This window comes from Pedobacter sp. WC2423 (assembly GCF_040822065.1).
In the GTDB taxonomy this organism is placed as follows: domain Bacteria; phylum Bacteroidota; class Bacteroidia; order Sphingobacteriales; family Sphingobacteriaceae; genus Pedobacter.
Genome location: NZ_CP162005.1, coordinates 2,705,513 through 2,727,768, shown reverse-complemented (window position 1 = coordinate 2,727,768; position 22,256 = coordinate 2,705,513). Strand labels below are relative to the sequence as shown.

General features: G+C 39.3%; 22 protein-coding genes and 4 tRNA genes. 14 read left to right on the top strand and 12 right to left on the bottom strand.

The genetic code is table 11. The annotated features are described in order from the left end of the window. Positions 1 to 35 precede the first annotated feature (35 nt). Positions 36 to 839: a helix-turn-helix domain-containing protein gene (locus AB3G38_RS11005; RefSeq protein WP_367868516.1), complete on the top strand. Its 804-nt coding sequence runs from the start codon at positions 36 to 38 to the stop codon at positions 837 to 839. Between the two features lie 221 nt (positions 840 to 1,060). Here AB3G38_RS11005 and AB3G38_RS11000 read toward each other — a convergent pair whose 3' ends face one another. From AB3G38_RS11000 to AB3G38_RS10970, 7 genes are all read right to left on the bottom strand, one after another. Continuing rightward, complete coding sequence (locus AB3G38_RS11000; RefSeq protein WP_367868515.1) at positions 1,061 to 1,588, bottom strand: hypothetical protein; 528 nt, start codon at positions 1,586 to 1,588, stop codon at positions 1,061 to 1,063. 127 nt (positions 1,589 to 1,715) lie between these two features. Then, positions 1,716 to 2,474, bottom strand: coding sequence for a glycoside hydrolase family 11 protein (locus AB3G38_RS10995; protein WP_367868514.1), 759 nt, complete (start codon positions 2,472 to 2,474; stop codon positions 1,716 to 1,718). 184 nt (positions 2,475 to 2,658) lie between these two features. Beyond that, positions 2,659 to 2,743: transfer RNA gene (locus AB3G38_RS10990), tRNA-Leu, on the bottom strand. 47 nt (positions 2,744 to 2,790) lie between these two features. Next, positions 2,791 to 2,863: transfer RNA gene (locus AB3G38_RS10985), tRNA-Gly, on the bottom strand. Between the two features lie 43 nt (positions 2,864 to 2,906). Beyond that, positions 2,907 to 2,991 (bottom strand) — tRNA-Leu (locus tag AB3G38_RS10980). A 48-nt stretch (positions 2,992 to 3,039) separates the two neighbouring features. Then, positions 3,040 to 3,112, bottom strand: a tRNA-Gly gene (locus AB3G38_RS10975). Between the two features lie 136 nt (positions 3,113 to 3,248). Beyond that, positions 3,249 to 3,734 (bottom strand): regulatory protein RecX, encoded by a 486-nt coding sequence (locus AB3G38_RS10970; protein WP_367868513.1) that lies wholly within the window; start codon positions 3,732 to 3,734, stop codon positions 3,249 to 3,251. A 137-nt stretch (positions 3,735 to 3,871) separates the two neighbouring features. On the opposite strand from AB3G38_RS10970, the gene AB3G38_RS10965 reads away from it, so the two are divergent. Then, the gene (locus AB3G38_RS10965) at positions 3,872 to 6,331 is read left to right on the top strand and encodes a bifunctional UDP-N-acetylmuramoyl-tripeptide:D-alanyl-D-alanine ligase/alanine racemase (RefSeq protein WP_367868512.1); all 2,460 of its coding nucleotides are present in this window, start codon (positions 3,872 to 3,874) and stop codon (positions 6,329 to 6,331) included. 9 nt (positions 6,332 to 6,340) lie between these two features. Then, positions 6,341 to 6,931, top strand: a complete 591-nt coding sequence (locus AB3G38_RS10960; protein WP_367868511.1) for a DUF502 domain-containing protein — start codon at positions 6,341 to 6,343, stop codon at positions 6,929 to 6,931. An 18-nt stretch (positions 6,932 to 6,949) separates the two neighbouring features. Here the strand turns inward: AB3G38_RS10960 and AB3G38_RS10955 are convergent, their stop codons facing one another. After that, a complete protein-coding gene (locus tag AB3G38_RS10955) occupies positions 6,950 to 7,657 on the bottom strand; it encodes a TIGR00730 family Rossman fold protein (protein ID WP_041884462.1) in 708 nt (235 codons plus the stop codon). Positions 7,658 to 7,675: 18 nt separating this feature from the next. Beyond that, complete coding sequence (locus AB3G38_RS10950; protein ID WP_367868510.1) at positions 7,676 to 9,154, bottom strand: sodium:solute symporter; 1,479 nt, start codon at positions 9,152 to 9,154, stop codon at positions 7,676 to 7,678. 125 nt (positions 9,155 to 9,279) lie between these two features. Here AB3G38_RS10950 and recR point away from each other — a divergent pair, with 125 nt between their 5' ends. The 6 genes from recR to AB3G38_RS10920 all read left to right on the top strand — a co-directional run bounded on the left by recR (position 9,280) and on the right by AB3G38_RS10920 (position 13,276). Further along, positions 9,280 to 9,897, top strand: a complete 618-nt coding sequence (recR, locus tag AB3G38_RS10945) for a recombination mediator RecR (protein ID WP_367868509.1) — start codon at positions 9,280 to 9,282, stop codon at positions 9,895 to 9,897. A gap of 6 nt (positions 9,898 to 9,903) precedes the next feature. Continuing rightward, entirely contained in the window at positions 9,904 to 10,719 is an 816-nt protein-coding gene (locus AB3G38_RS10940; protein WP_367868508.1) for an SDR family oxidoreductase, read from the top strand. A 3-nt stretch (positions 10,720 to 10,722) separates the two neighbouring features. Then, the gene (locus AB3G38_RS10935) at positions 10,723 to 11,568 is read left to right on the top strand and encodes an alpha/beta hydrolase (protein ID WP_367868507.1); all 846 of its coding nucleotides are present in this window, start codon (positions 10,723 to 10,725) and stop codon (positions 11,566 to 11,568) included. Positions 11,569 to 11,644: 76 nt separating this feature from the next. After that, entirely contained in the window at positions 11,645 to 12,169 is a 525-nt protein-coding gene (locus AB3G38_RS10930) for an OmpA family protein (protein ID WP_367868506.1), read from the top strand. Between the two features lie 118 nt (positions 12,170 to 12,287). Further along, complete coding sequence (locus AB3G38_RS10925) at positions 12,288 to 12,860, top strand: YeeE/YedE family protein (RefSeq protein ID WP_367868505.1); 573 nt, start codon at positions 12,288 to 12,290, stop codon at positions 12,858 to 12,860. Positions 12,861 to 12,862: 2 nt separating this feature from the next. Beyond that, positions 12,863 to 13,276 (top strand): DUF6691 family protein, encoded by a 414-nt coding sequence (locus AB3G38_RS10920; RefSeq protein ID WP_367868504.1) that lies wholly within the window; start codon positions 12,863 to 12,865, stop codon positions 13,274 to 13,276. 44 nt (positions 13,277 to 13,320) lie between these two features. On the opposite strand, the gene AB3G38_RS10915 is transcribed toward AB3G38_RS10920, so the two are convergent. Beyond that, positions 13,321 to 13,812 carry a hypothetical protein gene (locus tag AB3G38_RS10915; RefSeq protein ID WP_367868503.1) on the bottom strand — a complete coding sequence of 164 codons (492 nt, stop codon included), beginning with the start codon at positions 13,810 to 13,812 and terminating at the stop codon, positions 13,321 to 13,323. Positions 13,813 to 14,066: 254 nt separating this feature from the next. Between AB3G38_RS10915 and trpD the strand changes: the two genes are divergently transcribed. The 4 genes from trpD to trpA are packed head-to-tail and all read left to right on the top strand — an operon-like array spanning position 14,067 to position 17,706. After that, positions 14,067 to 15,053, top strand: coding sequence for an anthranilate phosphoribosyltransferase (gene trpD, locus AB3G38_RS10910; RefSeq protein WP_111636232.1), 987 nt, complete (start codon positions 14,067 to 14,069; stop codon positions 15,051 to 15,053). After that, entirely contained in the window at positions 15,050 to 15,676 is a 627-nt protein-coding gene (locus AB3G38_RS10905; RefSeq protein WP_367868502.1) for a phosphoribosylanthranilate isomerase, read from the top strand. Before trpD ends, AB3G38_RS10905 begins: the two co-directional genes overlap by 4 nt. A 42-nt stretch (positions 15,677 to 15,718) precedes the next feature. Next, positions 15,719 to 16,900 carry a tryptophan synthase subunit beta gene (gene trpB, locus AB3G38_RS10900; protein WP_367868501.1) on the top strand — a complete coding sequence of 394 codons (1,182 nt, stop codon included), beginning with the start codon at positions 15,719 to 15,721 and terminating at the stop codon, positions 16,898 to 16,900. Between the two features lie 35 nt (positions 16,901 to 16,935). After that, positions 16,936 to 17,706, top strand: a complete 771-nt coding sequence (trpA, locus tag AB3G38_RS10895) for a tryptophan synthase subunit alpha (protein ID WP_367868500.1) — start codon at positions 16,936 to 16,938, stop codon at positions 17,704 to 17,706. A 44-nt stretch (positions 17,707 to 17,750) separates the two neighbouring features. On the opposite strand, the gene AB3G38_RS10890 is transcribed toward trpA, so the two are convergent. After that, the gene (locus tag AB3G38_RS10890) at positions 17,751 to 18,371 is read right to left on the bottom strand and encodes an L-threonylcarbamoyladenylate synthase (protein ID WP_367868499.1); all 621 of its coding nucleotides are present in this window, start codon (positions 18,369 to 18,371) and stop codon (positions 17,751 to 17,753) included. Positions 18,372 to 18,449: 78 nt separating this feature from the next. Between AB3G38_RS10890 and AB3G38_RS10885 the strand changes: the two genes are divergently transcribed. Further along, positions 18,450 to 20,108, top strand: coding sequence for an FMN-binding glutamate synthase family protein (locus AB3G38_RS10885; protein WP_367868498.1), 1,659 nt, complete (start codon positions 18,450 to 18,452; stop codon positions 20,106 to 20,108). Positions 20,109 to 20,183: 75 nt separating this feature from the next. Here AB3G38_RS10885 and AB3G38_RS10880 read toward each other — a convergent pair whose 3' ends face one another. Beyond that, positions 20,184 to 22,229 (bottom strand): M13 family metallopeptidase, encoded by a 2,046-nt coding sequence (locus AB3G38_RS10880; RefSeq protein ID WP_367868497.1) that lies wholly within the window; start codon positions 22,227 to 22,229, stop codon positions 20,184 to 20,186. Between the last annotated feature and the right edge of the window lie 27 nt (positions 22,230 to 22,256).

Here is a 22,256-nt window from a genome sequence, read left to right as displayed (position 1 = left end):
AATAGCCTGTTTAATCCTATATATTTGAGCTTGATATGTTCCAGAAAGAAGAAGCTAATCAATTGACCCAAATACTCTATTCCTGCTACTTTACCAAAAGCAGGGAAGGGGAGCAGTTCGTACCTGAACATATTTTTACTTATCAGATTTCCGGGACCCTGCATATCAATGATGGCCACCAATCACATATTTTTAAGGAAGGTGATTTTCGGTTCTGCAAAAGGAATAATCTGGTTAAGTTCACTAAAATACCACCTGAAAATGGAGAATTCAGATCGATATCGGTTCGTCTTGACCAGCAAATGCTTCGTGATTTTAGTGTTGAATATGGTTATGATAAGGTTAAAAAGCATAATAGTGAGATTATTCAGGAATTAAAGCCCGACCCAATTTACAAAAGTTATATGGATTCTCTTCTTCCTTATCAATTCAAACAACCAGAGAATCAAAAACTATTGTCCTTAAAACTGAGAGAAGCTATGCTGATCCTGTTGCAAACTAATCCGGAACTGGCTGATACCTTATTCGATTTTACAGAACCGGGAAAAATAGATCTGGAAGCCTTTATGAATAAGAATTTTCACTTCAATGTAGAGATGAAAAGGTTTGCTTATTTAACCGGAAGAAGCCTGGCTACTTTTAAAAGAGATTTTGAAAAACTTTATCAAATTCCCCCAGGCAGGTGGTTACAGCAAAGAAGATTACAAGAAGCATATCATTTGATCAAAGAAAAAGGAAAAGCGGTTTCGGATGTCTATCTGGAGGTCGGGTTTGAGGACCTTTCACACTTCTCTTTCGCTTTTAAGAAAAAATACGGACTGGCACCTTCAAGAATATAGCAATAAAGAATCGGATTATTTAGAATGTTATAATTACTCAGGCTTTGTAAGCGCGGATACTTTTTATAAACCATAATTTTTTAACTGACTTTACGATCTGTGTAAAAACAAAAAAAAACCTTCATTAAAGAAGGTTTTAGAGCGAAAAATAGATTTGAATTTGCAAACCAGACCTATATCCAGGAATGGAAATACCTATGTATATTATTTGCGGGCCTGGTTTATTTACTATTGATCTTTGTTTTTAATAATCCCTGATATGCAGGTTCTTCAGTCTTTTCCATACCATCAGAAATTTTTATCCCGGCTTTCTCAAACTCCCGGATTAATCTTTTATCGAAATTTGTGATATAAGATGCAAATGACAAAGAATCTTTTTCTTCAGGAATTGTATTAAAAGGAATAGACTGTTCTTTAAATTTGTGTAAAGTGGCTTTAGTACTATCGTTGCCTTCAAGAAGTACTGAGTCTCCTTTGTAGGTAAGCTTAGCTACATATTGACTCGTAAGGTATTTTAAAGAATCATTTTCTATTTTATAAGGAAGCTTGAACCGGCCAACTTTCTGATTATAAAAAACTATGTATTGCGAATCAATATCAAATTCGCTATATCCATTGGCTAGTGAAAATCTATGCCATTTTCCGATAAGTGATTTTTTATTTACTGCTATGTTTTTACGATTCGGTGAATCACAGGCAGAAAGAGCAAAAATGGAAAAAGCAAGAAAATAAAGTGTTGATCTCGTCATAATTAATTGTTAAACAATATTAAAAGAGGTATTCTTAGTTCAAGTAAATGATAGGAAATACCATAAAAATACTGCCTGGCAAAAAGCCGGGCAGTATTTTTATGGTATTAATTTTTTAAAGCAGCCTTTATTGTTGTGCCCAGATTGTACAGTTAATATTGCCACTGGTATTAGATCCCCATGTCTCTGAAACCATAATGGCCGGAATATTTAACTGACCAAGCGTATATCCTAAGCTTTTCCATTTGTTATAGTGGTTGGCAAAAGTAATGACGCGGTTTTGTCCGGTAGGAGCTTTTGTAACTCTGGAGCTGTAAATCTGTCTGAAACCATCACCACCATCAATATTTTTACCTGGCATCAAACGGGTCCATACATTATAACCTGTACCATCGCTCTCAAAAGTGCCCAGGAAAGTGCCGGTATGAGGGGATTCTTTGCCCCATGTTTCGTTCACATAATACTCATAATAAGGGGTTCTGCTCCATCCATACCAGCCGAAAGTACCACCACCAGTATTTGAATAACTGGCAAGATTATATCCTATTTTGTAGGTGGTGGAACCAGTAGGATAACCTTTACCGCACGTAAAATTACCATTAAATCCGTTCCAGTTAACGCTGTAATTTCCGGCTGCACCATTTGCATAATTAACTGTACCGGTAGCGCCATCGCTTTTCCAAAGTGACCAGAAGAAGCCATTATGTGTGCCTGATTGGTAGGATTCGACTGCTGCTTTACCTGTAGGGGCAGCGCTCTCCTCAGGCTCCGCATTTACCTCTTTTTTACAGCTTGTTAACATTGTAGAGCCTGCAAGCATGATGATTGCAAACGTGCCAAGAGCAACCTTCCTGGTTACTTCTTGTAATGAGCTTTGTTTTTTCATATAGGGTTTTGTTTGTTGATGAAGCAAAGAAAACATATTTGAAAATGAAACATTGCTAATAATCAGCAAAATTGTTACACAAATGTTCAATGTGAAGCATTGGAGCTTAGCTATCAGCGTAACAAAAAATTACGTGCAAATAAAAACGGGAAAGAGTTGCAAAATCAACATCTTTCCCGTCCAGTACTCAGAGCGGGAATCGAACCCGCACGACTTTTAAGGTCACAGGATTTTAAGTCCTGCGTGTCTACCAGTTCCACCATCTGAGCAGGTGTTAACCTTTTAAAAATAAAAACCTTCTTAGAGAAGGCTTTAGAGCGAAAGACGAGATTCGAACTCGCGACCCCGACCTTGGCAAGGTCGTGCTCTACCAACTGAGCTACTTTCGCATTGGTATAGTATTATCGGTTCTGTATAACTTTATACAGTGAGTACTCAGAGCGGGAATCGAACCCGCACGACTTTTAAGGTCACAGGATTTTAAGTCCTGCGTGTCTACCAGTTCCACCATCTGAGCAGGTGTTAACCTTTTAAATAAATGCTTTCCGGTAAAGAAGACACTTAGAGCGAAAGACGAGATTCGAACTCGCGACCCCGACCTTGGCAAGGTCGTGCTCTACCAACTGAGCTACTTTCGCATTGGTTTTATCAACATCATCCGATGTTTCCGTCACATTCGCAAGGCTTAAACTGTATACCTTGTTTCCGTTTGGGATTGCAAATATAAGGACTTTTATATTACTGTCAAGTTATTTTGAATAAAAAAAACAGGTATTAACTTAAGTTATTGTCCTTCAGTACTTCAGAAATCAAATTATTTTCAAAGCCCTTCCCCATAAGGTAGGTAATCAGCTTATATTTCCTCTTATAGGCATCTTTCTCTATTAAAACTGCTGATTTCTTTTCAGCAGCAGCGAGGATAGTTTTTAAATAATCATCATAATCAATAGAATTAAGTGCCTTTAAAATCATTTTCTCCGGAATCTTTTTCAATTTAAGGCCCTGTTTGATCTTCACCTTACCCCATTTCTTGATGTTAAACTTACCAGACACATACGCCATCGCAAACCGTTCCTCATTCAGAAAGTTATTCAGGATAAGTTCTGTAATCACTTCTTCGACCTCATCATGGTGCAATCCCCAATCGTAAAGCTTATTTCTGATTTCCTGTTGCGCACGCTCCTGATAAGCACAGTAACTTTCTGCTTTAACTAAAGCGGTTCTTTTATCCAGTGCCGGTTTTGAATATTCTTTTTCCAATACGAATTACAGTTTTATATAGCTGACACTGCAAATATCCGCATTATTTATTACAGCCCGTTTACAAATAAGCGATAAACTAAACCGATCAGGTTCTTAGAAAAGTTTAACTTTATCCCATTCTAGTATTCGGATCAATGAGTGAAATAAACTATACCATTCAGCAGTTAGCTGAACTTTTAAATATAAAATCCTTCGAATTAAAACATCCCGCTTTAATTAATAGCCTCCTTATAGACAGCCGTGTCGTAATCAGCCCGGAAACCTCTTTGTTTTTTGCGCTATCAGCAGCCAGAGACGGACATGAATTTATTGCAGAAGCCTATGCCAATGGTATTAAGAACTTTGTAGTGAGTAAAGCCGGATACCAGGAGAAATTTCCTGACGCTAATTTTCTTTTAGCAGACAACGTGCAGGCTGCCTTACAGCTCATCGCAATAAACCACCGCAAATCATTTGGCCTGGAAGTGATCGCGATTACAGGAAGTAACGGAAAAACTATCGTTAAAGAGTGGTTATACCAGTTACTATCAGCAGACTTCCAGATTGTCAGGAGCCCAAAAAGCTTTAACTCTCAGCTGGGTGTACCCCTTTCTGTCTGGCAGATTCATCAGGATCATACACTTGCAATCTTTGAAGCTGGTATTTCTAAAAATGGAGAAATGCAGCAGCTGGCTCAAATTATACAGCCAACAATTGGTATCCTGACAAATATAGGAGAAGCCCATGCCGAAGGATTTACTTCCCAGGAAGAAAAACTGAAAGAGAAATTGAAGCTCTTCAAAGACGTCAGACTATTTATTTACAGTCCGGATTATACTGGAAATATAACTGCTGATGAACTGCCAGGTGAGCAGCAATTTTCCTGGAGTACAAAAACTGAAGCAGATTTGTCTATCCTGTTTGTTGAACCAATAAATGGAAAAAGCTATGTGAAAGCACTTTACAAAGGAGAAGAAATCGAATGCCTGCTTCCTTTTGGTGACCGTGCATCAGTAGAAAACGGAATTATCTGCTGGGCTGCCTTATTAGCTCTCGGATACACTCCAGAACAAGCTGATATTCGTTTAGAACATCTGACAGCCGTCAACATGCGTCTGGAATTAAAAAATGGAATCAATCAATGTTCTATTATTGATGATTCCTATAGCGCTGATATTTCTTCACTGGCTATAGCTCTTGATTTCCTGAATCAGCAAAACCAGCATCCGCTGAAAACGCTGATTTTATCAGATTTACCTGAAACGGGAAAAACAGATCCGGAACTCTATACTGAAATTGCGGCCTTACTTAAACAAAAGCAAGTGGACAGGCTGATCGGCATAGGGCCTCATATCAGTGCATTTGCCTCTATGTTTGATTTATCAAAATCATTTTATGAAAGTACAGAAGAGTTCATTCAAAAATTTACTGAAATAACTTTTAACAGTGAAACAATCCTGGTTAAAGGAGCAAGGCGATTTGAATTTGAACGGATCAGTAAACTCCTGACACAAAAAGTTCATGGAACAGTGATGGAGATTGATTTAAACGCATTAGCCAGCAACCTGAAATTTTATAAATCAAAATTAGCACCCGGTGTCAAAGTAATGGCGATGGTGAAAGCCTTCTCTTATGGCAGCGGAAGTTTTGAAATTGCCAATTTATTACAATACCATAAAGTAGATTATCTTGCTGTAGCCTATACAGATGAAGGAATTGCACTCAGAAAAGCAGGAATTACCTTGCCGATTATGGTGATGAGTCCTGAGCCATTTGCTTTCGAGGCAATTCTGAAGTATAAACTGGAACCTGAGCTTTATAACCTTGACATTCTGAAAGCATTCGTTGCTTTCTTACCCGATACGCAAACTGCTTATCCAGTGCATATTAAGATTGATACAGGAATGCATAGATTAGGATTTGAAGAACCAGATCTGCCAGAATTATTACCTCTGCTAAACCAGACGAAAAAGCTCCAGGTAATGTCTGCATTTTCTCATCTTGCAGCGAGTGAAGACCCAAAGCATGATGAATTTACAGGTTATCAGCTTAAAACCTATCTGCACCTTAGCGGAGCTCTGCGCAAAGGATTGGGTTATAACTTTATACAGCATATTTCTAATACTTCAGCGATCACCAGGCATCCGGAAGCACAATTGGATATGGTCAGAATAGGTATAGGTTTATATGGATTTGACAGTGGGCTCGCAGATAAGAGCGGACTGCATACCGTAGCAGTTTTAAAAACCACAATTACGCAAATAAAGACAGTAGGACCAAAGGATACTATCGGTTATGGCCGATGGGGAGTTTTACCCGAAGGGGGCACTACAGCAACCGTCAAAATAGGTTATGCAGATGGTTACCGCAGGTCTTTCGGCAATGGAACAGGGAAGATGCTGGTCAACGGTAAACTGGCCCCGGTAATCGGTACAATTGCCATGGACATGTGTATGCTGGATGTTACCGGACTGGATGCTAAAACTGGCGATGAAGTCATTATTTTCAATAATGAGCTGACGGTTGACGATTTAGCGAAACAAATTAATACTATTCCCTATGAGATTTTAACAAATATATCTCAAAGGGTAAAACGCATCTATTTTTATGAGTAGTTTTGTGTTATGAATAAGATTGGGAAGGCACTGTTAAATTACCTCATTAAGGGGTTATTGATTGTATTGCCTATAGCTTTAAGTATTTACATTGTCATTTGGGCAGTTACCACCGTTGATAGCTGGCTGAATGTCAATAATATTCTGGGAGTTGACCCGAGAACAGGAGAAAGCAGGAATATTCCAGGCCTGGGGCTTGCGCTGGTTATTGCGTTAATTCTGGCTGCGGGAATATTTGTGACCAATTTTGTAACTGAGCCTATGTACAACTGGTTCAACCGCTGGATGAACAGATTACCCGGGCTGAATTTTATTTATTCTTCTATTAAAGATCTTACTGAAGCATTTGTTGGAGATGAAAAGAAATTTAATCATCCTGTTTTGGTAGAAATGACCGCGGATATTAAGAGAATTGGCTTTATGACGCAGAATGATCTGTCGTCTATTGGCTTACCCGGAGATTGTATAGTTTATTTTCCTTTCTCTTACTCTTTTGCAGGACAGGTTTGCGTCATTTCTAAAGATAAAATCAAAGAATTAAATATGAATGCTGCTGATGCGATGAAATTAGTGGTATCAGGAGGGGTTAGTCATCTCTAACCCCTGCTAAATATCAGCCTAGAAATTAGGTTTCAGAACGTATTTATCATAGAATCTGAAGATATGTTCCGTTGCTTCCTCAGCGGTATCTGCTAATCTGAACAGATTTAAATCTTCTGCATGGATATTATGTTCTTTCTCTAACATGGTATTTTTGATCCAGTCAATTAATCCGCCCCAGTAATCCTTACCTAACAATACGATAGGGAAACGGGCAATTTTACCAGTTTGGATTAATGTAATCGCTTCAAACAATTCATCCATTGTTCCCATTCCACCAGGTAATACGATAAATCCCTGTGAATATTTCATGAACATTACTTTTCTTACAAAGAAGTAATCGAATTGCAGTAATTTGTTGTGGTCAACATATTTATTGTGGAACTGCTCAAAAGGCAGGTCAATATTCAATCCTACAGATTTTCCTCCATTCGTATGGGCACCTTTATTACCAGCTTCCATAATACCAGGGCCACCACCTGTAATTACACCATAACCGCGGTCAGTCAGCAACTTACCGCAATCTACCGCCATCTGGTAATATTTATTCGTTTCAGCAGTTCTTGCAGAACCAAAAATAGATACACAGGGGCCAATTTTAGCCAGCTTCTCAAAGCCATCTACAAATTCAGCCATTATTTTAAAGATCTGCCATGAGTCGGTTACTTTGATCTCCTGCCAGTTTTTGTTTTCAAAAGCGCTTCTTATTTTCTCTTCACTCGTCATTTTATGCTTATTTATATTTTAAAATTTAGTTTGGTCAGCCGTATTTCTTCCGGTAACCCAAAGTAGTAAAAATGTAATCAAACCGTTTAGCACAATCAGCTCAAAGCTCATTGCATAGCCAAACCATTTTATACTGTGTGTATTGATCACAAAACACAACACAGGGGATGCAATACACAGATAAGGTACTAATTTATCTGCAACTGCTTTCTTTGTCAGCATCCCGAAAGCAAATAAACCTAACAGCGGGCCATAAGTATAACCTGCTGCGGTAAATATTGAATTGACTACAGAATCATCATTAATTGCTTTAAATACCAGGATTACAGCAACCATAACGACCGAAAACCCAATATGTACCCAGTGCCGCTGCGTAACCAGCTTAGGATCGTTCTGATTTTCTTTTTTATCAAAATGCAGGAAGTCCATACAAAAAGAAGTGGTAAGGGCTGTTAATGCAGAATCCGTTGTCGCAAATGTTGCAGCCGTTAAGCCCAGCATGAAAATAATCCCTGGAATGATATTTAAATGGTTTAAAGCAATTTCAGGATAAAGATGATCCGGCGTTTTTAAGTCAGCAACTGCTATGCCATTATTTGCAGCATAAAGGTATAGTAAAGCGCCTACACTCAGAAAAAAGATATTCATGACTACAAATACCCCTGTAAAAGTGAACATATTTTTTTGTGCTTCTCCAATACTTTTCATGCTCAGGTTCTTTTGCATCAGATCCTGATCCAGCCCTACCATGGCTACGGTAACAAAAATACCTCCTAAAAACTGTTTGAGGAAGTGAGATTTGCTGCCCAGAAAATCTTCCCAGAAGAATATTTTGGAGTAACTGCTGTTTTTTACCGCTTCAAAAGTGCCTGCTATATCCAGATGCAGTGATTTTGCGATGAATATAATGGAAAGGACGACCGATAACAGCAGAAATACGGTTTGCAGTGTATCGGTGATGATAATAGTTTTAAGGCCGCCTTTATGGGTGTAAACCCAGATTAATACCAGGCAGAGTACTATTGTTAACCAGAAAGGAATGTTCCAGGCATCAAAAATAAATTTCTGGAGTACAATAGCCACCAGGTATAATCTGAACGAAGATCCGATAGTTCTGGAAATCAGGAAGATTACGGCGCCTGTTTTATAACTGTAAGCACCCAGCCTTCTTTCCAGATACGTATAAATGGAAATGAGGTTCATCCGGTAATAAAGGGGTAAAAGGACGGTGGCTACAATGATGAAACCTACTGCGTTACCCAGTACAAACTGGAAATACCCAAACTCACCTTTGCCAACTGCGCCGGGCACAGAAATAAAAGTTACTCCCGAAAGGGCTGTTCCAATCATTCCGAAGGCTACCAGATACCATTTTGAATTGCGGTTCGCAATAAAAAATGAGGCGTTGTCAGAGGAGTTCCTGGAGGTGAAATAGGCTACTCCTATTAAAAGAGCAAAATATCCTAACAGAAAGGATAAAAGTATGGCGGGAGTCATATATAATTATACTTTAGGAGCTAAATGTAATAAAATCATCTGCTAAAAATCAAAAGGGTGTTTAAAAAAGTGGCGGTAATTTTTAAACAGTCTCTAAATAACAGAAGATAAATATAAATTTGTAAATGAATTTTTCTTCCAAGCTACTCGAAGATGCTGTTAACGAATTTTCTAAACTACCTGGGGTAGGACAAAAGACTGCATTGCGTCTGGTACTGCACTTATTGAACAAGGAACAAGAGGAAGTAGATACTTTCGGGAACTCCATCATCAGGCTGAGAAAAGAGATCAAGCACTGTAGCATCTGTCATAATATATCAGATCTGCCCATATGCGGGATTTGCAGTTCCAATAAACGGGAGAAAGAAATAATTTGTGTAGTCGAAGATACGCGTGATGTCATGGCTGTAGAAAACACCTCTCAGTATTTTGGCGTTTACCACGTATTAGGCGGTTTAATCTCTCCAATGGACGGGATCGGGCCATCCGATCTGTTTATTGACTCGCTGGTTCAGCGTGTGGCTACAACACCCGTTAAGGAGGTTATTTTAGCCCTAAGTGCGACGATGGAAGGAGATACAACCCTGTTTTATCTTTACAAAAGACTCAAAGACTTTCAAATACCAATTACCACTATTGCCCGCGGAATCGCTTTTGGCGGTGAACTGGAATATGCAGATGAAATCACTTTAGGCCGCTCAATAGTCACCAGGGTACCCTATGTCAATTCAATAACCAAATAAATCACGATGGATTTTAAGAATAAAGTAGTCATTATTACCGGTGCTTCATCGGGTATAGGAAAATCATGTGCCGAAGAATTTGCTAAACGCGGTGCAAACTTAGTACTGGCAGCCAGGCAATTTGTGACTTTATGTGAAGTTACTGCCGATCTGGAAAAAAGATACGGGATTAAAGCTTTGGCCGTACAAGCTGATGTCAGTAAAGAAGCAGATTGTGAAGCACTGATTAAACAAGCCCTGTTAACCTTTAATCAGATCGATATTATGGTAAATAACGCAGGTTTATCTATGCGTGCGCTCTTTAACGAACTTGATTTATCAGTCCTTAAAAACCTGATGGATGTGAATTTCTGGGGTACAGTTTATTGTACTAAATATGCATTACCTGAAATCCTGAAGACTAAAGGAAGCATAATTGGCGTTTCTTCTATTGCAGGCTATCGTGGTTTACCGGGCAGAACAGGTTATTCGGCATCCAAATTTGCCATGAATGGATTTATGGAAGCGCTGAGAACAGAGATTCTGCATACCGGGGTGCACGTGATGGTGGCTTGTCCGGGATTTACCACTTCGAATATCAGGGTGGCGGCATTGGCGAAAGATGGTACCTCACATGGAGAAACCAGTATGGAAGAAGGAAAGATGATGTCCTCAGAAGAAGTTGCGGTAAATATTGTCAATGGAATTGCAGCACGTAAACGTACGCTGATCATGACCGGACAGGGTAAATTAACGGTATGGATCAATAAACTGTTTCCGGCACTGGCCGATAAACTGGTATTTAATCACTTTACAAAAGAGAAGAATGCCTTAATTAAATAAAGAATGACCCACATAAAAAAGCTACTGATGTTATTTGCCTTTCTGGGACAATTCTTCGCTTTAACGGCTAAAGTAAAAGCACAAAAGAACATTAATTATACTGCGGTAAATGATCAGTACAGGCAACTGGATGTCTTTTATCAGAAAGATATAACCAAAGCTAAAGATGTGGTGGTTTTTATTCATGGAGGCTCATGGAGCAGCGGGAAAAAAAATATATACTGGTGGCTGGGAAGAAACCTGGCCCGTAAAGGAGTAGTTACTGTAAATATCAATTACGGATTAGCGCCGGCTTATCAATATGACCGCATGGCTGAAGATTGTGCACAAGCCGTGAAATGGGTAAAAGAACATATAAGTGCATATGGTGGGAATCCGGAAAGGATTTTTCTGATGGGACATTCTGCCGGAGGGCATCTTGCAGAACTCATTAATGCTGATCCGGTTTACTTTAAGCAGGCCGGTATAGCGAATCCTGTAAAAGGTGTGATTTTGAATGATGCCTTTGGTCTGGATATGAAAGAATATATGACCAGTGCGGAAAAAGATAACAACTATGATGATTTTCTGCGCACCTTTTCTAAAGATCCGGTAATCTGGAAAAAAGGTTCTCCTTTACATTATGCCGGGAACATTAAAAACCCGCATCTGATCTTTTATGGAGAGAAAACTTATCCTGCAATACAGCTTCAGTCCGAAAGGCTGAATAAACTACTTATAAATGCTCAGGTACCCTCTGAACTGCATATTATCCCTAAAAAGAAACATATAGGAATGATCTCGCAAATGGTATTTGGCAGCAATCAGCTTTATGACTTCATCATTGATTTTTTAAAACGCAATGCATAATTTACTATCTGTCTATTGAATTTATTTATGTTTACAATTCACAAATTTTAACCTTTAATAAGAAACAAACACGAAAATGAGATTTCAAAAAACACACTTACTATTAGCTGGTATCGGCTTATTCGCCTTTTCTCTTCAAGCTTGTAAAACGAAGAAAATAGTTGCAAAACCTAATCCACCGGTAGCAGTAGAAAAACCGGTAGAAAAACCAGTAGAGAAAGCCCCTGTAGAAGAAAAAGTGGAAACTCCTGTACCAGAGAAACCAAATTTTAACTTCTCTAATGTCCAGTTTGAATTTAACTCTGACGTATTGAAAACTGCTTCTTTCCAGATCCTGGATAATGCAGCGAAAGAAATGAAAAAAGATCCTTCAGTTAAATTTGTTCTTTACGGAAACTCTTCGGCTGAAGGTACACCTGAGCATAACATGTCATTATCAGTAGACCGGGCAAACTCAGTAAAATCATATTTAGTGAATGCAGGTATCAGTGGCAGTAATTTATCAGTAAAAGGATTTGGTGCAACAAAACCAATTGACAATAATTCGACTGAAGCAGGTAAAGAATTAAACCGCAGAGTAGAAATTAAAGTAGCGCAATAAACAACGCTTTAACTATTTCATAGCTGGCCGGAGGCACCCGTTTTTAAAAGGTACCTCCGGCCATTTTTTTATAATGCCGAATAAATAATGGAACTTACCCACTCCATAATCCAGAAACATGAGTATCCTTGAATTTATAAAACAACCCTGGCCGTGGTACGTTGCCGGTCCGCTGATCGGAATGACTGTACCCATACTGCTGCTGATCGGTAATAAAGCATTTGGAATCAGCTCTTCCCTGCGTCATATCTGTGCCGCCTGTATACCGGCTAAAATCCCTTTCTTTCAATATGACTGGAAAAAAGAAGCCTGGAACCTTTTCTTTGTCGCGGGCATATTTTTGGGTGGTTTTATTGCCACATCCTTACTCTCTGATCCTTCAACTATCGTATTGAACCCTAAACTTATAACTGAGTTATCAAGCTATGGTATCACAGATTATCATTCGATGGTTCCTGCACAGCTGTTTAACTGGTCTTCGCTATTTACTTTGCGCGGACTGGTGATGATGGTTGGCGGAGGTTTCCTGGTTGGTTTTGGTACCCGTTATGCCGGCGGATGCACAAGTGGTCACGCTATTATGGGGATTTCAACTTTACAATGGCCTTCTCTGGTCGCTACCTGCTGTTTTATGGCTGGTGGTTTTATCATGGCGAACTTTATTCTTCCTTACTTCCTTTTACTTGGTTAATCATGAAGAACAATCTAAAATATCTGCTGGTAGGTATCGCATTTGGTGTCGTTTTCGTCAAGGCCGAAGTCATCAGCTGGTTCCGCATTCAGGAAATGTTCCGGTTACAATCTTTTCATATGTTTGGTGTCATTGGCAGTGCAATCGCAACAGGTATGCTTTCGGTGTGGCTCATTAAAAAATTTAATATCAAAACTATCAATGGTGAAATGATCACTTTTACACCGAAGACTTTCAATAAAGGCCAGATTTACGGAGGTTTGATTTTTGGCTTTGGCTGGGCCATTACAGGTGCCTGTCCGGGGCCGTTATTTGCACAAATAGGCACAGGGGCAACCGTCATCAGTATTACCTTGATCAGCGCCATTGGAGGAACCTGGGTTTACGGAAAATTTAAAGATAAACTACCGCATTGAAAAAGGGTGTTTTTCTCAAAAAAAAACACCCTTTGGTTATTTATTTAAGACTCACCAATTCCGCTAATCGATGTAATCTCATTATTTTCAAGCCTGATCTCAATTCCATGTTCTGTATCCAATTGATAACGGATCGGAATAATGATAGTCTGATTATCCTCAACCCTGATTTGCAGCATATCTCTCATGTATTCAAAATGTTTTTCTGCTGTATCAATATTTAATGGCGCTTTTCCTGATTTTTGTTCATGCTCATAATAAGGTGCATATAATCTTTGATAACGCTCAAAACCTTGCGCTTTGATGGTTAAAAGTACATTGGGAAGATTATTCAGGAATGCTGAAAATGTATCTGCATATTCATCAAGACTGGTTTGATCTGGAGGAGTATCAATTTCATCCCCATCTTCATCAAACTCACTTCCTAAAAATATTTCTACCTCCTGTTCGCTGAAATTTGGAATGTTATATTTCTGATCAGCAGCATAGCCCATTAAGGTTTCAGTTATCTGACCCCAGAATTTGTGTTTGCTCATTTGAATTACAGTTTTTGTTCGTATGCGAATGTAATGGTAAATAAGTAATTTGTCTTCTCAAAAAAATAATTCAACAAATAGTTGTTCCTTTCCAAAAACAATTCCATATTTGTTTTACAATGATACAAACAAACGGACTTAACATTTGGTGGTGGCACAGCGATAGCGCGGTGTAACCCTATTTTGTACGTTTTATTTTATATACAATATTTTGAGGGTTGCTTTTTAAGCAGCCCTTTTTTTTTGATTCCCCCATGAAGAAAATACTCAACCACTTATTCGAAAACAAGTCTTTTAGCAGGGAAGAAGCCCAGCGGATTTTGATAGCAATTGCCTCAGGGGAATTTAATACTTCGCAGATTGCGGCGTTTATTACGGCCTTCGGGATGCGTAATATCACCGTCGCAGAGTTGCAGGGATTCCGCGATGCGATGCTTGACCTTTGTGTAAAAGTCGATCTTTCCAATTACGAACTGGTTGACCTTTGCGGTACCGGAGGTGATGGAAAAGACACTTTTAATATTTCTACACTCGCTTCTTTTGTAGTAGCCGGAGCAGGATATAAAGTGGCTAAACACGGTAACTATGGGGTGTCCTCAGGCTGCGGTTCTTCCAATGTCATGGAGTACCTCGGTTATACTTTCACTGCTGATCAGGACGAACTAAAAAGAAGTCTGGACCGCGCAGGAATCTGCTTTATCCACGCTCCATTATTCAATCCTGCGATGAAAATTGTGGCGCCAATACGCAAAGACTTAGGTGTTAAAACCTTTTTTAATATGCTGGGGCCAATGGTTAATCCGGCGCAGCCGAAAAACCAGATCGTAGGGGTATTCAGTCTTGAACTTGCCCGCCTGTACGCTTATCTTTACCAGGATACAGATAAAAACTATACGATTATACATGCTGTGGATGGCTTTGATGAAGTTTCACTGACGTGTGATTTTAAAACATTCAGTAAAAACGGAGAGGCGCTGGTTAAAGTAAGTGATCTTGGTTTTGAGGAATTTGATGTGCATGAAATTGTTGGTGGCGATACGATTAAATCCTCAGCTCATATCTTTACCAGCGTATTGCAGGGCACAGGTACTGATCCGCAAAATAATGTGGTGTTGTGTAATGCTGCAATTGCGATTCAGACAATTAAACCAGAACAATCTTTTGCAGATTGTTTTTATGAAGCAGAATCTTCACTGGTTGGTGGAATGGCTTTGAAAAGTTTCCAGAACCTGATCGGATGAAACACAAACTGAAAATCTGCGGGATGAAAATACCAGCTAATATAGCAGAGGTTGTTGCTTTACAACCCGATTATATCGGCTTTATCTTTTATTCAGGGTCTAAAAGGTTTATTGAAGATCTTGATCCTTCGCTGATTAAAAATATACCGGCAATTATAAAAACTACGGGTGTATTCGTGAACGAAGACCTGGAAACTGTGAAAAATGCGATCGTAACTTATAAATTGAAAGCTGTTCAGTTACATGGTCAGGAAAGCGCAGCTTACTGCAAATCACTGAAAGGGCATGCAGAAGTAATCAAAGCTTTTGGAATTGATGAAAACTTTGATTTTGATACGCTGGATGAATACCAGGCTTATACAGATTACTTCCTTTTTGATACACAGACTGCGGATCATGGAGGTTCGGGGAAAACATTTAGCTGGCAGCTCCTGGAAAACTATAAAAACAGGAAACCCTATTTTCTGAGCGGTGGGATAGGAGTGGAACAGCTTGCTGAACTGGAAATGATTCAAGACGAAAGGTTATATGCGATAGATGTCAATAGCAGATTTGAACTTTCACCAGGATTAAAAAATACCGTATTACTCAGTACCTTTAAACAGGCGCTTGATAAAATTTAAAAATTACAAAGTTGTTATTGCAACTTATAAAAAGATAAGACTATGAATTATTTTGTAAATGAAAAAGGTTATTACGGAGATTTTGGAGGAGCATACATTCCTGAAATGCTTTATCCGAATGTAGAAGAACTGAGACAGAATTATCTCAAAATTATTGAGGATGCGGCGTTTCAGAAAGAATTTCATGCCCTGCTGAAAGATTATGTAGGCAGGCCTTCTCCGCTTTACCTGGCTAAGCGGTTATCAAAAAAATACAATGCGAATATCTTTCTTAAAAGAGAAGACCTGAACCATACCGGGGCGCATAAAATAAACAATACAATTGGTCAGATCCTGCTGGCAGAGAAATTAGGTAAAAAGCGGATTATCGCTGAAACTGGTGCCGGACAGCATGGTGTAGCGACAGCAACAGTATGCGCGTTGCGTGGTCTGGAATGCGTTGTATATATGGGAGAAATTGATATTCAGCGTCAGGCACCCAATGTAGCCAGGATGAAAATGCTGGGTGCTAAAGTAATTTCCGCAGTGTCAGGAAGTAAAACCCTGAAAGACGCAACCAATGAAGCCATGCGTGACTGGATCAATAATCCTGTAGATACACATTATATCATAGGATCTGTCGTTGGCCCGCATCCTTACCCCGATATGGTTGCTATCTTTCAATCTATCATTTCTGAAGAAACCAAAAAGCAACTGACCGAACAGACCGGAAATGATCAGCCTGATTATGTTCTGGCCTGTGTAGGCGGTGGAAGTAATGCAATGGGCATGTTCTATCATTTTATCAATGATGAAAACGTAAAGCTGATTGCCATTGAGGCAGCGGGTAAAGGAGTAAGTACAGGGTTTTCGGCAGCAACTACCTTTCTGGGTAAAGAAGGTGTATTGCACGGCAGCAGAAGTATCCTGATGCAAACCGCAGACGGACAAGTGGTAGAACCACATTCTGTTTCTGCCGGACTGGACTATCCTGGAATAGGCCCGCAGCATGCGCATCTTTTCAAAACAACCCGGGCAGCATATGTTTCGGTTACAGATAACGAAGCACTGGATGCAGGTTTGCTTTGTACCCAGATGGAAGGAATTATTCCTGCAATTGAAAGTGCACATGCGCTGGCTCATTTAGAGAAAATGAAATTTAAAGGTGGAGAAAATGTAGTCGTTTGTTTGTCTGGCAGGGGAGATAAAGACATGGATACTTACATGAAGCATTTCGGTTTTTAGCAGCCTTATTATATATCTTATAGCATACCAATCAAATGAACAGGATTAATAAAATATTCAAAGAGAAAAAGAATAACATACTATCCATATATTATACTGCAGGTTACCCAGGTTTAGGTGATACGGTTGCAATTGCAGCTGCATTGGAAAAAGCAGGAGCAGATATGCTGGAAATAGGATTCCCTTATTCAGATCCGGTAGCAGACGGCCCGGTTATTCAAGCCAGCAGTAAATTATCCTTAGATCAGGGAATGGACTTAAACCTGTTATTTGAACAGTTGAAAGAATTGCGCAAAACAGTCACTATTCCGGTATTGTTAATGGGATACGTGAACCCTGTATTACAATACGGTGTAGAGCGTTTTTGCAAAGCCTGTGCTGAAGTCGGTGTAGATGGTTGTATCGTACCCGATCTGCCGATGGTAGAGTATGAAGAATTTTATAAAGATGTTTTCCTGAAATACGGATTAAGCAATATATTTTTAGTCACACCGCAAACTTCAGTAGAGCGTATCCGTAAAATTGACTCACTGAGCAATGGATTTATCTATTTATTATCTTCTTCTGCAACAACAGGGCAGAACTTGCAAGTATCGGATACCACAGAAGCTTATTTTTCAAGAATCGCAGACCTGAAACTTACTAATCCAACAATGATTGGATTCGGAATCAGCAGTAAAGAGACTTTCGATAAAGCCTGTAAATATGCAAACGGGGGGATCATCGGTACTGCCTTTGTGAAAGCTATTGAGGCAGGTAATCTAGAGGAGAATATTGAAGCGTTTATGACGAAATTTACGTCATAAACGCTGCTGAACAAATACTGTATTTGTGAATACTGGTGAACTTCTTATAAATAGTTTTCCAGTATTCCTTTTCCCTGACGGATAATTTCAAAGTCGCCCTGCGTGCAATCCACCACAGTGGAAGCTTCATTATCGCCATAGCCACCATCAATCACCGCATCTACCAAAGCTTCATATTTCTCCTCAATCAACTCAGGATCTGTAGCATACTCTACCAGCTCATCATCATCCTTAATGGAAGTTGATAAAATCGGGTTGCCTAACATTTCAACAATTGCTCTTGCAATGCTATTATCAGGTACCCTGATTCCTACAGTTTTCTTATTCGAGCTCAGCAATTTCGGAACATTGTTGTTCGCATTAAAGATGAAAGTAAAGGGGCCTGGAAGGGCTTTCTTCAACAAACGAAAAACAGTGGTGTCTATGGGCTTAACAAAGTCAGAGATATGTCTGAGGTCAGAACAGATAAATGAAAAATTCGCTTTTTCAGGTTTTATGCCTCTGATCTGACAAATTCGCTCTATCGCCTTCTGGTTGGTGATATCGCATCCTAATCCATACACAGTATCAGTGGGATAAATGATAATACCGCCTTTTTTGAGTATTTCAACCACTTGTTCAATCGCTTTCGGATTCGGATTTTCCGGGTATATTTTGATTAACATATGTAAATTTACAGATAATTTGGGTGAGTCGTTGATAAATGTTCGTACTATTGCCCCTGATTTAGTAATTACAAGAGTATGAGAAAAGCATTTATTGCGATTGCCGCATTTTTAGTCACGGCAACTTTGATGATTAGCCTGGCCTGGCCACCATTTTACTGGGCCTTTATTTTTATAGGTCCCATTATCTTATTGGGCATTTATGACCTTTACCAGCCAAAACATAGTATTGTCCGAAACTACCCGGTTTTAGGCCGCTTAAGATATCTTGCCGAAGATCTGCGTCCTAAAGTATACCAGTATTTTGTAGAAAGCGACACGAATGGAAAACCTTTTAGCAGATTAAACCGTTCGTTGATTTATCAGCGTGCAAAAAAAGAAAATGATACGATTCCATTTGGTACACAGCTTGACGTTTATGAAAACGGATACGAATGGTTAAGCCATAGTATTGCAGCGATCAGTCACCATGAATTGAACGAAGATCCAAGAGTACTGGTAGGTGGCCCTGATTGTGCTCAGCCGTATTCTGCGAGTATATTAAATATTTCTGCAATGAGTTTTGGTTCCCTGAGCCAGAACGCCATCCTTGCCCTAAACGGAGGTGCTTTTATGGGTAATTTTGCACATAATACCGGCGAAGGAGGGATCAGTGATTACCATGCCGCTCCAAAAGGAGATTTAATCTGGCAGATCGGAACTGGTTATTTTGGTTGCCGTAACGATGATGGCTCCTTTAACTATGATGCTTTTGGTGTGCGTTCAAAAACTGAGCAGGTTAAAATGATTGAGATTAAACTTTCACAAGGAGCTAAACCGGGTCACGGTGGTATTCTTCCTGCAAAAAAGGTAACTCCTGAAATTGCAAGGATCAGGTTAGTGAAAGAAGGATTTGACGTGATTTCCCCACCTGCACACTCGGCATTTTCAACACCTTTAGAGTTGCTTGCTTTCGTGAAAAAACTCAGAGAATTATCAGGTGGAAAACCGATTGGCTTTAAATTATGTATTGGCCGTAAAAGTGAATTCTTTGCAATTTGCAAGGCGATGATAGAAACAGGTACTTATGTTGACTTTATTACCGTGGACGGTGGTGAAGGCGGTACAGGGGCATCTCCGCAAGAATTCTCCAATGCAGTAGGTATGCCTTTAAGAGAGGGTGTAGCTTTTGTTTATGATGTGCTTTCTGGTTTCGATTTAAAAAAACACATTAAGATTATTGCTTCAGGTAAAGTTTCATCAGGATTTGATTTAGTGAAAAACATTGCATTGGGTGCAGATTTATGTAATTCTGCCAGAGCAATGATGTTTGCTTTAGGTTGTATCCAGGCGCTGGAATGTAACAGCAATACTTGTCCTACAGGTGTAGCTACACAAGATCCAAGTTTGATGAAAGGATTAGTAGTAGAAGATAAAAAGGTACGTGTATTTAACTATCACCGTTTAACCGTAGCAAGCGCGGTTGAACTTTTAGGTGCGGCAGGTTTACGCCATACTTATCAATTGAGCAGGGCTTATATCAACAGAAGGATTGCACCAAATGTAATGCAATCTTACATGGAGACTTTCCCGTATATTCCGGAAGGAAGTTTGTTGAACACCCCGTATCCGTTGAGATTTGAGCTGGGAATGGCTTTGAGTACTTCTTCCAGCTTTGCGCCTACAGATTACAGGGTAACTGCAATTGATTATGCACACGCGAATTCATTTACAGATACACAGCAATCAAACCACTAGTTTAACTTATCTATTTATACAAAAAGGGGATGTGTCTTTACAGCTACATCCCCTTTTACGATCAGAATATATAGTTTACCAAACCCCTACACGATTAGCAGGCGCAACATACATCTTTGCAGTTGCCGGTACATTAAACGCTTTGTAGAAAGCTTCCAGGCTGTAAACAGCACCGTTAACTCTGAACATCTCAGGAGAGTGCGGATCAGTTTTTAAACGGACACGCATAGACTCATCTCTGCTTTTAATACGCCAAACCTGTGCAAAGCTCAAAAAGAAACGCTGATCAGGAGTAAAACCATCAATCTTTTTATCGCTTTTACCATCCGGCGTTAACTTGAATGCCTGGTAAGCGATCGCTAAACCACCAATATCTGCCAGGTTTTCTCCCAAAGTCAGCTCACCATTTACATGTTGATTGTCCAGTAAAGTAAAGCCATTGTACAGCTCTACTACCTTTTTGGCTTTTTCTTTGAATTTCGCAGCATCTGCTGCTGTCCACCAGTCTTTCAGATTTCCGTCTTTATCGTATTGTTTACCCTGATCATCAAAACCATGTGTCATTTCATGACCAATAACAGCACCGATAGCCCCATAATTGATTGCATCATCCGCATTGGCATCAAAGAAAGGAAACTGAAGAATTCCTGCCGGGAAAACAATCTCATTAATAGATGGATTGTAATAGGCATTTACAGTTGGTGGGGTCATTCCCCATTCTTTTTTGTCTACAGGTTTACCCATTTTTTCTACCATTTCTTTGTAAGCATGTTTTTCTGCCGACTGAAGGTTTGCGAAATAGGTATTTCTTGAAATTTCTACATCATCATATTTTTTCCATTGATCAGGATAACCGATCTTCTTAATGAATGCATTCAGTTTTTCCAGTGCTTTTTGTTTCGTAGCAGGAGTCATCCAGTCCAGTTTCTCGATTCTTGATTTGTAAACCTTTTGAAGATTATCAACCAGTTCCAGCATTCTTTTCTTTGATTCTGGTGTAAAATGTTCTTTTACATACAATTGTCCAAGCAATTCACCAATGTTTCCGTCTGTGCTGCTTACAATAGTTTTCCAGCGTTCTTTTGGTTCTTTTAGTCCTTGCATAGTTTTACCGAAGAAATCAAATCTTGCCGTACGGAAATCTTTGCTCAATGCATTGGTTGCATTATTGATCGCATCGAACTTTAATTTTTCTTTCCAGATAGCGATTGGCTCTGATTTCAATAAGTTATTCAGCGCCTGGTAGTATTTTGGCTGACCTACGATGATGGTGTCAGTTTTAAGCTCTAATTTGCCCAGCACAGATTTCCAGTCAATATCAGGAGTCAGTTTCTGAAAGTCTGGCAGGTAATACTTGTTGTAATTTTTCGGAATATCACGTAACTCAACAGGAGTGGAGTGTGAATTTGCAATACTTGTTTCCAGTTTAAGAATGTGGTCAGCAGATTTTGCTGCATCTTCTTTTTTTGAACCAGTTAATACAAAAAGCTGTGTGATGTAGTTCAGGAAACCTGCTCTGATTTTCCTGGTTTCTGCATCGCTATTGAAATAATAACTACGCTCTGGTAAAGTAATGCCTGACTGACCGAAGTTCACTGCATTTTTATTGCTGATTTTATCATCAGGCCCTACATGGAAATCTAATAAATCTCCGTTGCCATTTTTATAACCACCGGCAATAAAACTGATTACTTCTTTATAATCTTTAAGCCCATCGATCTGCGCAAGCAATGGCTTCAAAGGCGTGTAACCTAATTTCTCAATGGTCACAGTATCCATTCCACTGGCATAGAAATCGCCTACTTTTTGTTCCAGGCTACCTTTGCTATGCTCTTCTTTTGCAGCATTGGTCAGGATCTGTTCCAGATTTTTTATATTGTCATTATATAATGTATAGAAAGAACCCCAACCGGTTTCCGTCTTCGGGATCTCAGTGTTTTTCATCCATTTACCATTGGCATACTGGAAAAAATTGTCTCCCGGTGTAACCGTGGTATCCATTCCTGATTTATCAAAAAATTCTGTCCTGGCCTCTTTATTAGCTGTGCTGCCTTTGTCTTTGTTCTGACAAGCAGCAAGCAGTGCCAATCCTGCTAATGGTAAAATTATTTTTGCTTTCATATTTGAAATTTATGCCTAAAACTAAGA

What these genes read in the sequence shown, in the direction of transcription:
- AB3G38_RS11005 (WP_367868516.1), top strand. Translation starts at nt 36, where the DNA reads ATGTTCCAGAAAGAAGAAGCTAATCAATTGACCCAAATACTCTATTCC.
- AB3G38_RS11000 (WP_367868515.1), bottom strand. Translation starts at nt 1,588, where the DNA reads ATGACGAGATCAACACTTTATTTTCTTGCTTTTTCCATTTTTGCTCTT.
- AB3G38_RS10995 (WP_367868514.1), bottom strand. Translation starts at nt 2,474, where the DNA reads ATGAAAAAACAAAGCTCATTACAAGAAGTAACCAGGAAGGTTGCTCTT.
- AB3G38_RS10965 (WP_367868512.1), top strand. Translation starts at nt 3,872, where the DNA reads ATGAGTGAAATAAACTATACCATTCAGCAGTTAGCTGAACTTTTAAAT.
- AB3G38_RS10960 (WP_367868511.1), top strand. Translation starts at nt 6,341, where the DNA reads ATGAATAAGATTGGGAAGGCACTGTTAAATTACCTCATTAAGGGGTTA.
- AB3G38_RS10955 (WP_041884462.1), bottom strand. Translation starts at nt 7,657, where the DNA reads ATGACGAGTGAAGAGAAAATAAGAAGCGCTTTTGAAAACAAAAACTGG.
- AB3G38_RS10950 (WP_367868510.1), bottom strand. Translation starts at nt 9,154, where the DNA reads ATGACTCCCGCCATACTTTTATCCTTTCTGTTAGGATATTTTGCTCTT.
- recR (WP_367868509.1), top strand. Translation starts at nt 9,280, where the DNA reads ATGAATTTTTCTTCCAAGCTACTCGAAGATGCTGTTAACGAATTTTCT.
- AB3G38_RS10940 (WP_367868508.1), top strand. Translation starts at nt 9,904, where the DNA reads ATGGATTTTAAGAATAAAGTAGTCATTATTACCGGTGCTTCATCGGGT.
- AB3G38_RS10935 (WP_367868507.1), top strand. Translation starts at nt 10,723, where the DNA reads ATGACCCACATAAAAAAGCTACTGATGTTATTTGCCTTTCTGGGACAA.
- AB3G38_RS10930 (WP_367868506.1), top strand. Translation starts at nt 11,645, where the DNA reads ATGAGATTTCAAAAAACACACTTACTATTAGCTGGTATCGGCTTATTC.
- AB3G38_RS10925 (WP_367868505.1), top strand. Translation starts at nt 12,288, where the DNA reads ATGAGTATCCTTGAATTTATAAAACAACCCTGGCCGTGGTACGTTGCC.
- AB3G38_RS10920 (WP_367868504.1), top strand. Translation starts at nt 12,863, where the DNA reads ATGAAGAACAATCTAAAATATCTGCTGGTAGGTATCGCATTTGGTGTC.
- AB3G38_RS10915 (WP_367868503.1), bottom strand. Translation starts at nt 13,812, where the DNA reads ATGAGCAAACACAAATTCTGGGGTCAGATAACTGAAACCTTAATGGGC.
- trpD (WP_111636232.1), top strand. Translation starts at nt 14,067, where the DNA reads ATGAAGAAAATACTCAACCACTTATTCGAAAACAAGTCTTTTAGCAGG.
- AB3G38_RS10905 (WP_367868502.1), top strand. Translation starts at nt 15,050, where the DNA reads ATGAAACACAAACTGAAAATCTGCGGGATGAAAATACCAGCTAATATA.
- trpB (WP_367868501.1), top strand. Translation starts at nt 15,719, where the DNA reads ATGAATTATTTTGTAAATGAAAAAGGTTATTACGGAGATTTTGGAGGA.
- trpA (WP_367868500.1), top strand. Translation starts at nt 16,936, where the DNA reads ATGAACAGGATTAATAAAATATTCAAAGAGAAAAAGAATAACATACTA.
- AB3G38_RS10890 (WP_367868499.1), bottom strand. Translation starts at nt 18,371, where the DNA reads ATGTTAATCAAAATATACCCGGAAAATCCGAATCCGAAAGCGATTGAA.
- AB3G38_RS10885 (WP_367868498.1), top strand. Translation starts at nt 18,450, where the DNA reads ATGAGAAAAGCATTTATTGCGATTGCCGCATTTTTAGTCACGGCAACT.
- AB3G38_RS10880 (WP_367868497.1), bottom strand. Translation starts at nt 22,229, where the DNA reads ATGAAAGCAAAAATAATTTTACCATTAGCAGGATTGGCACTGCTTGCT.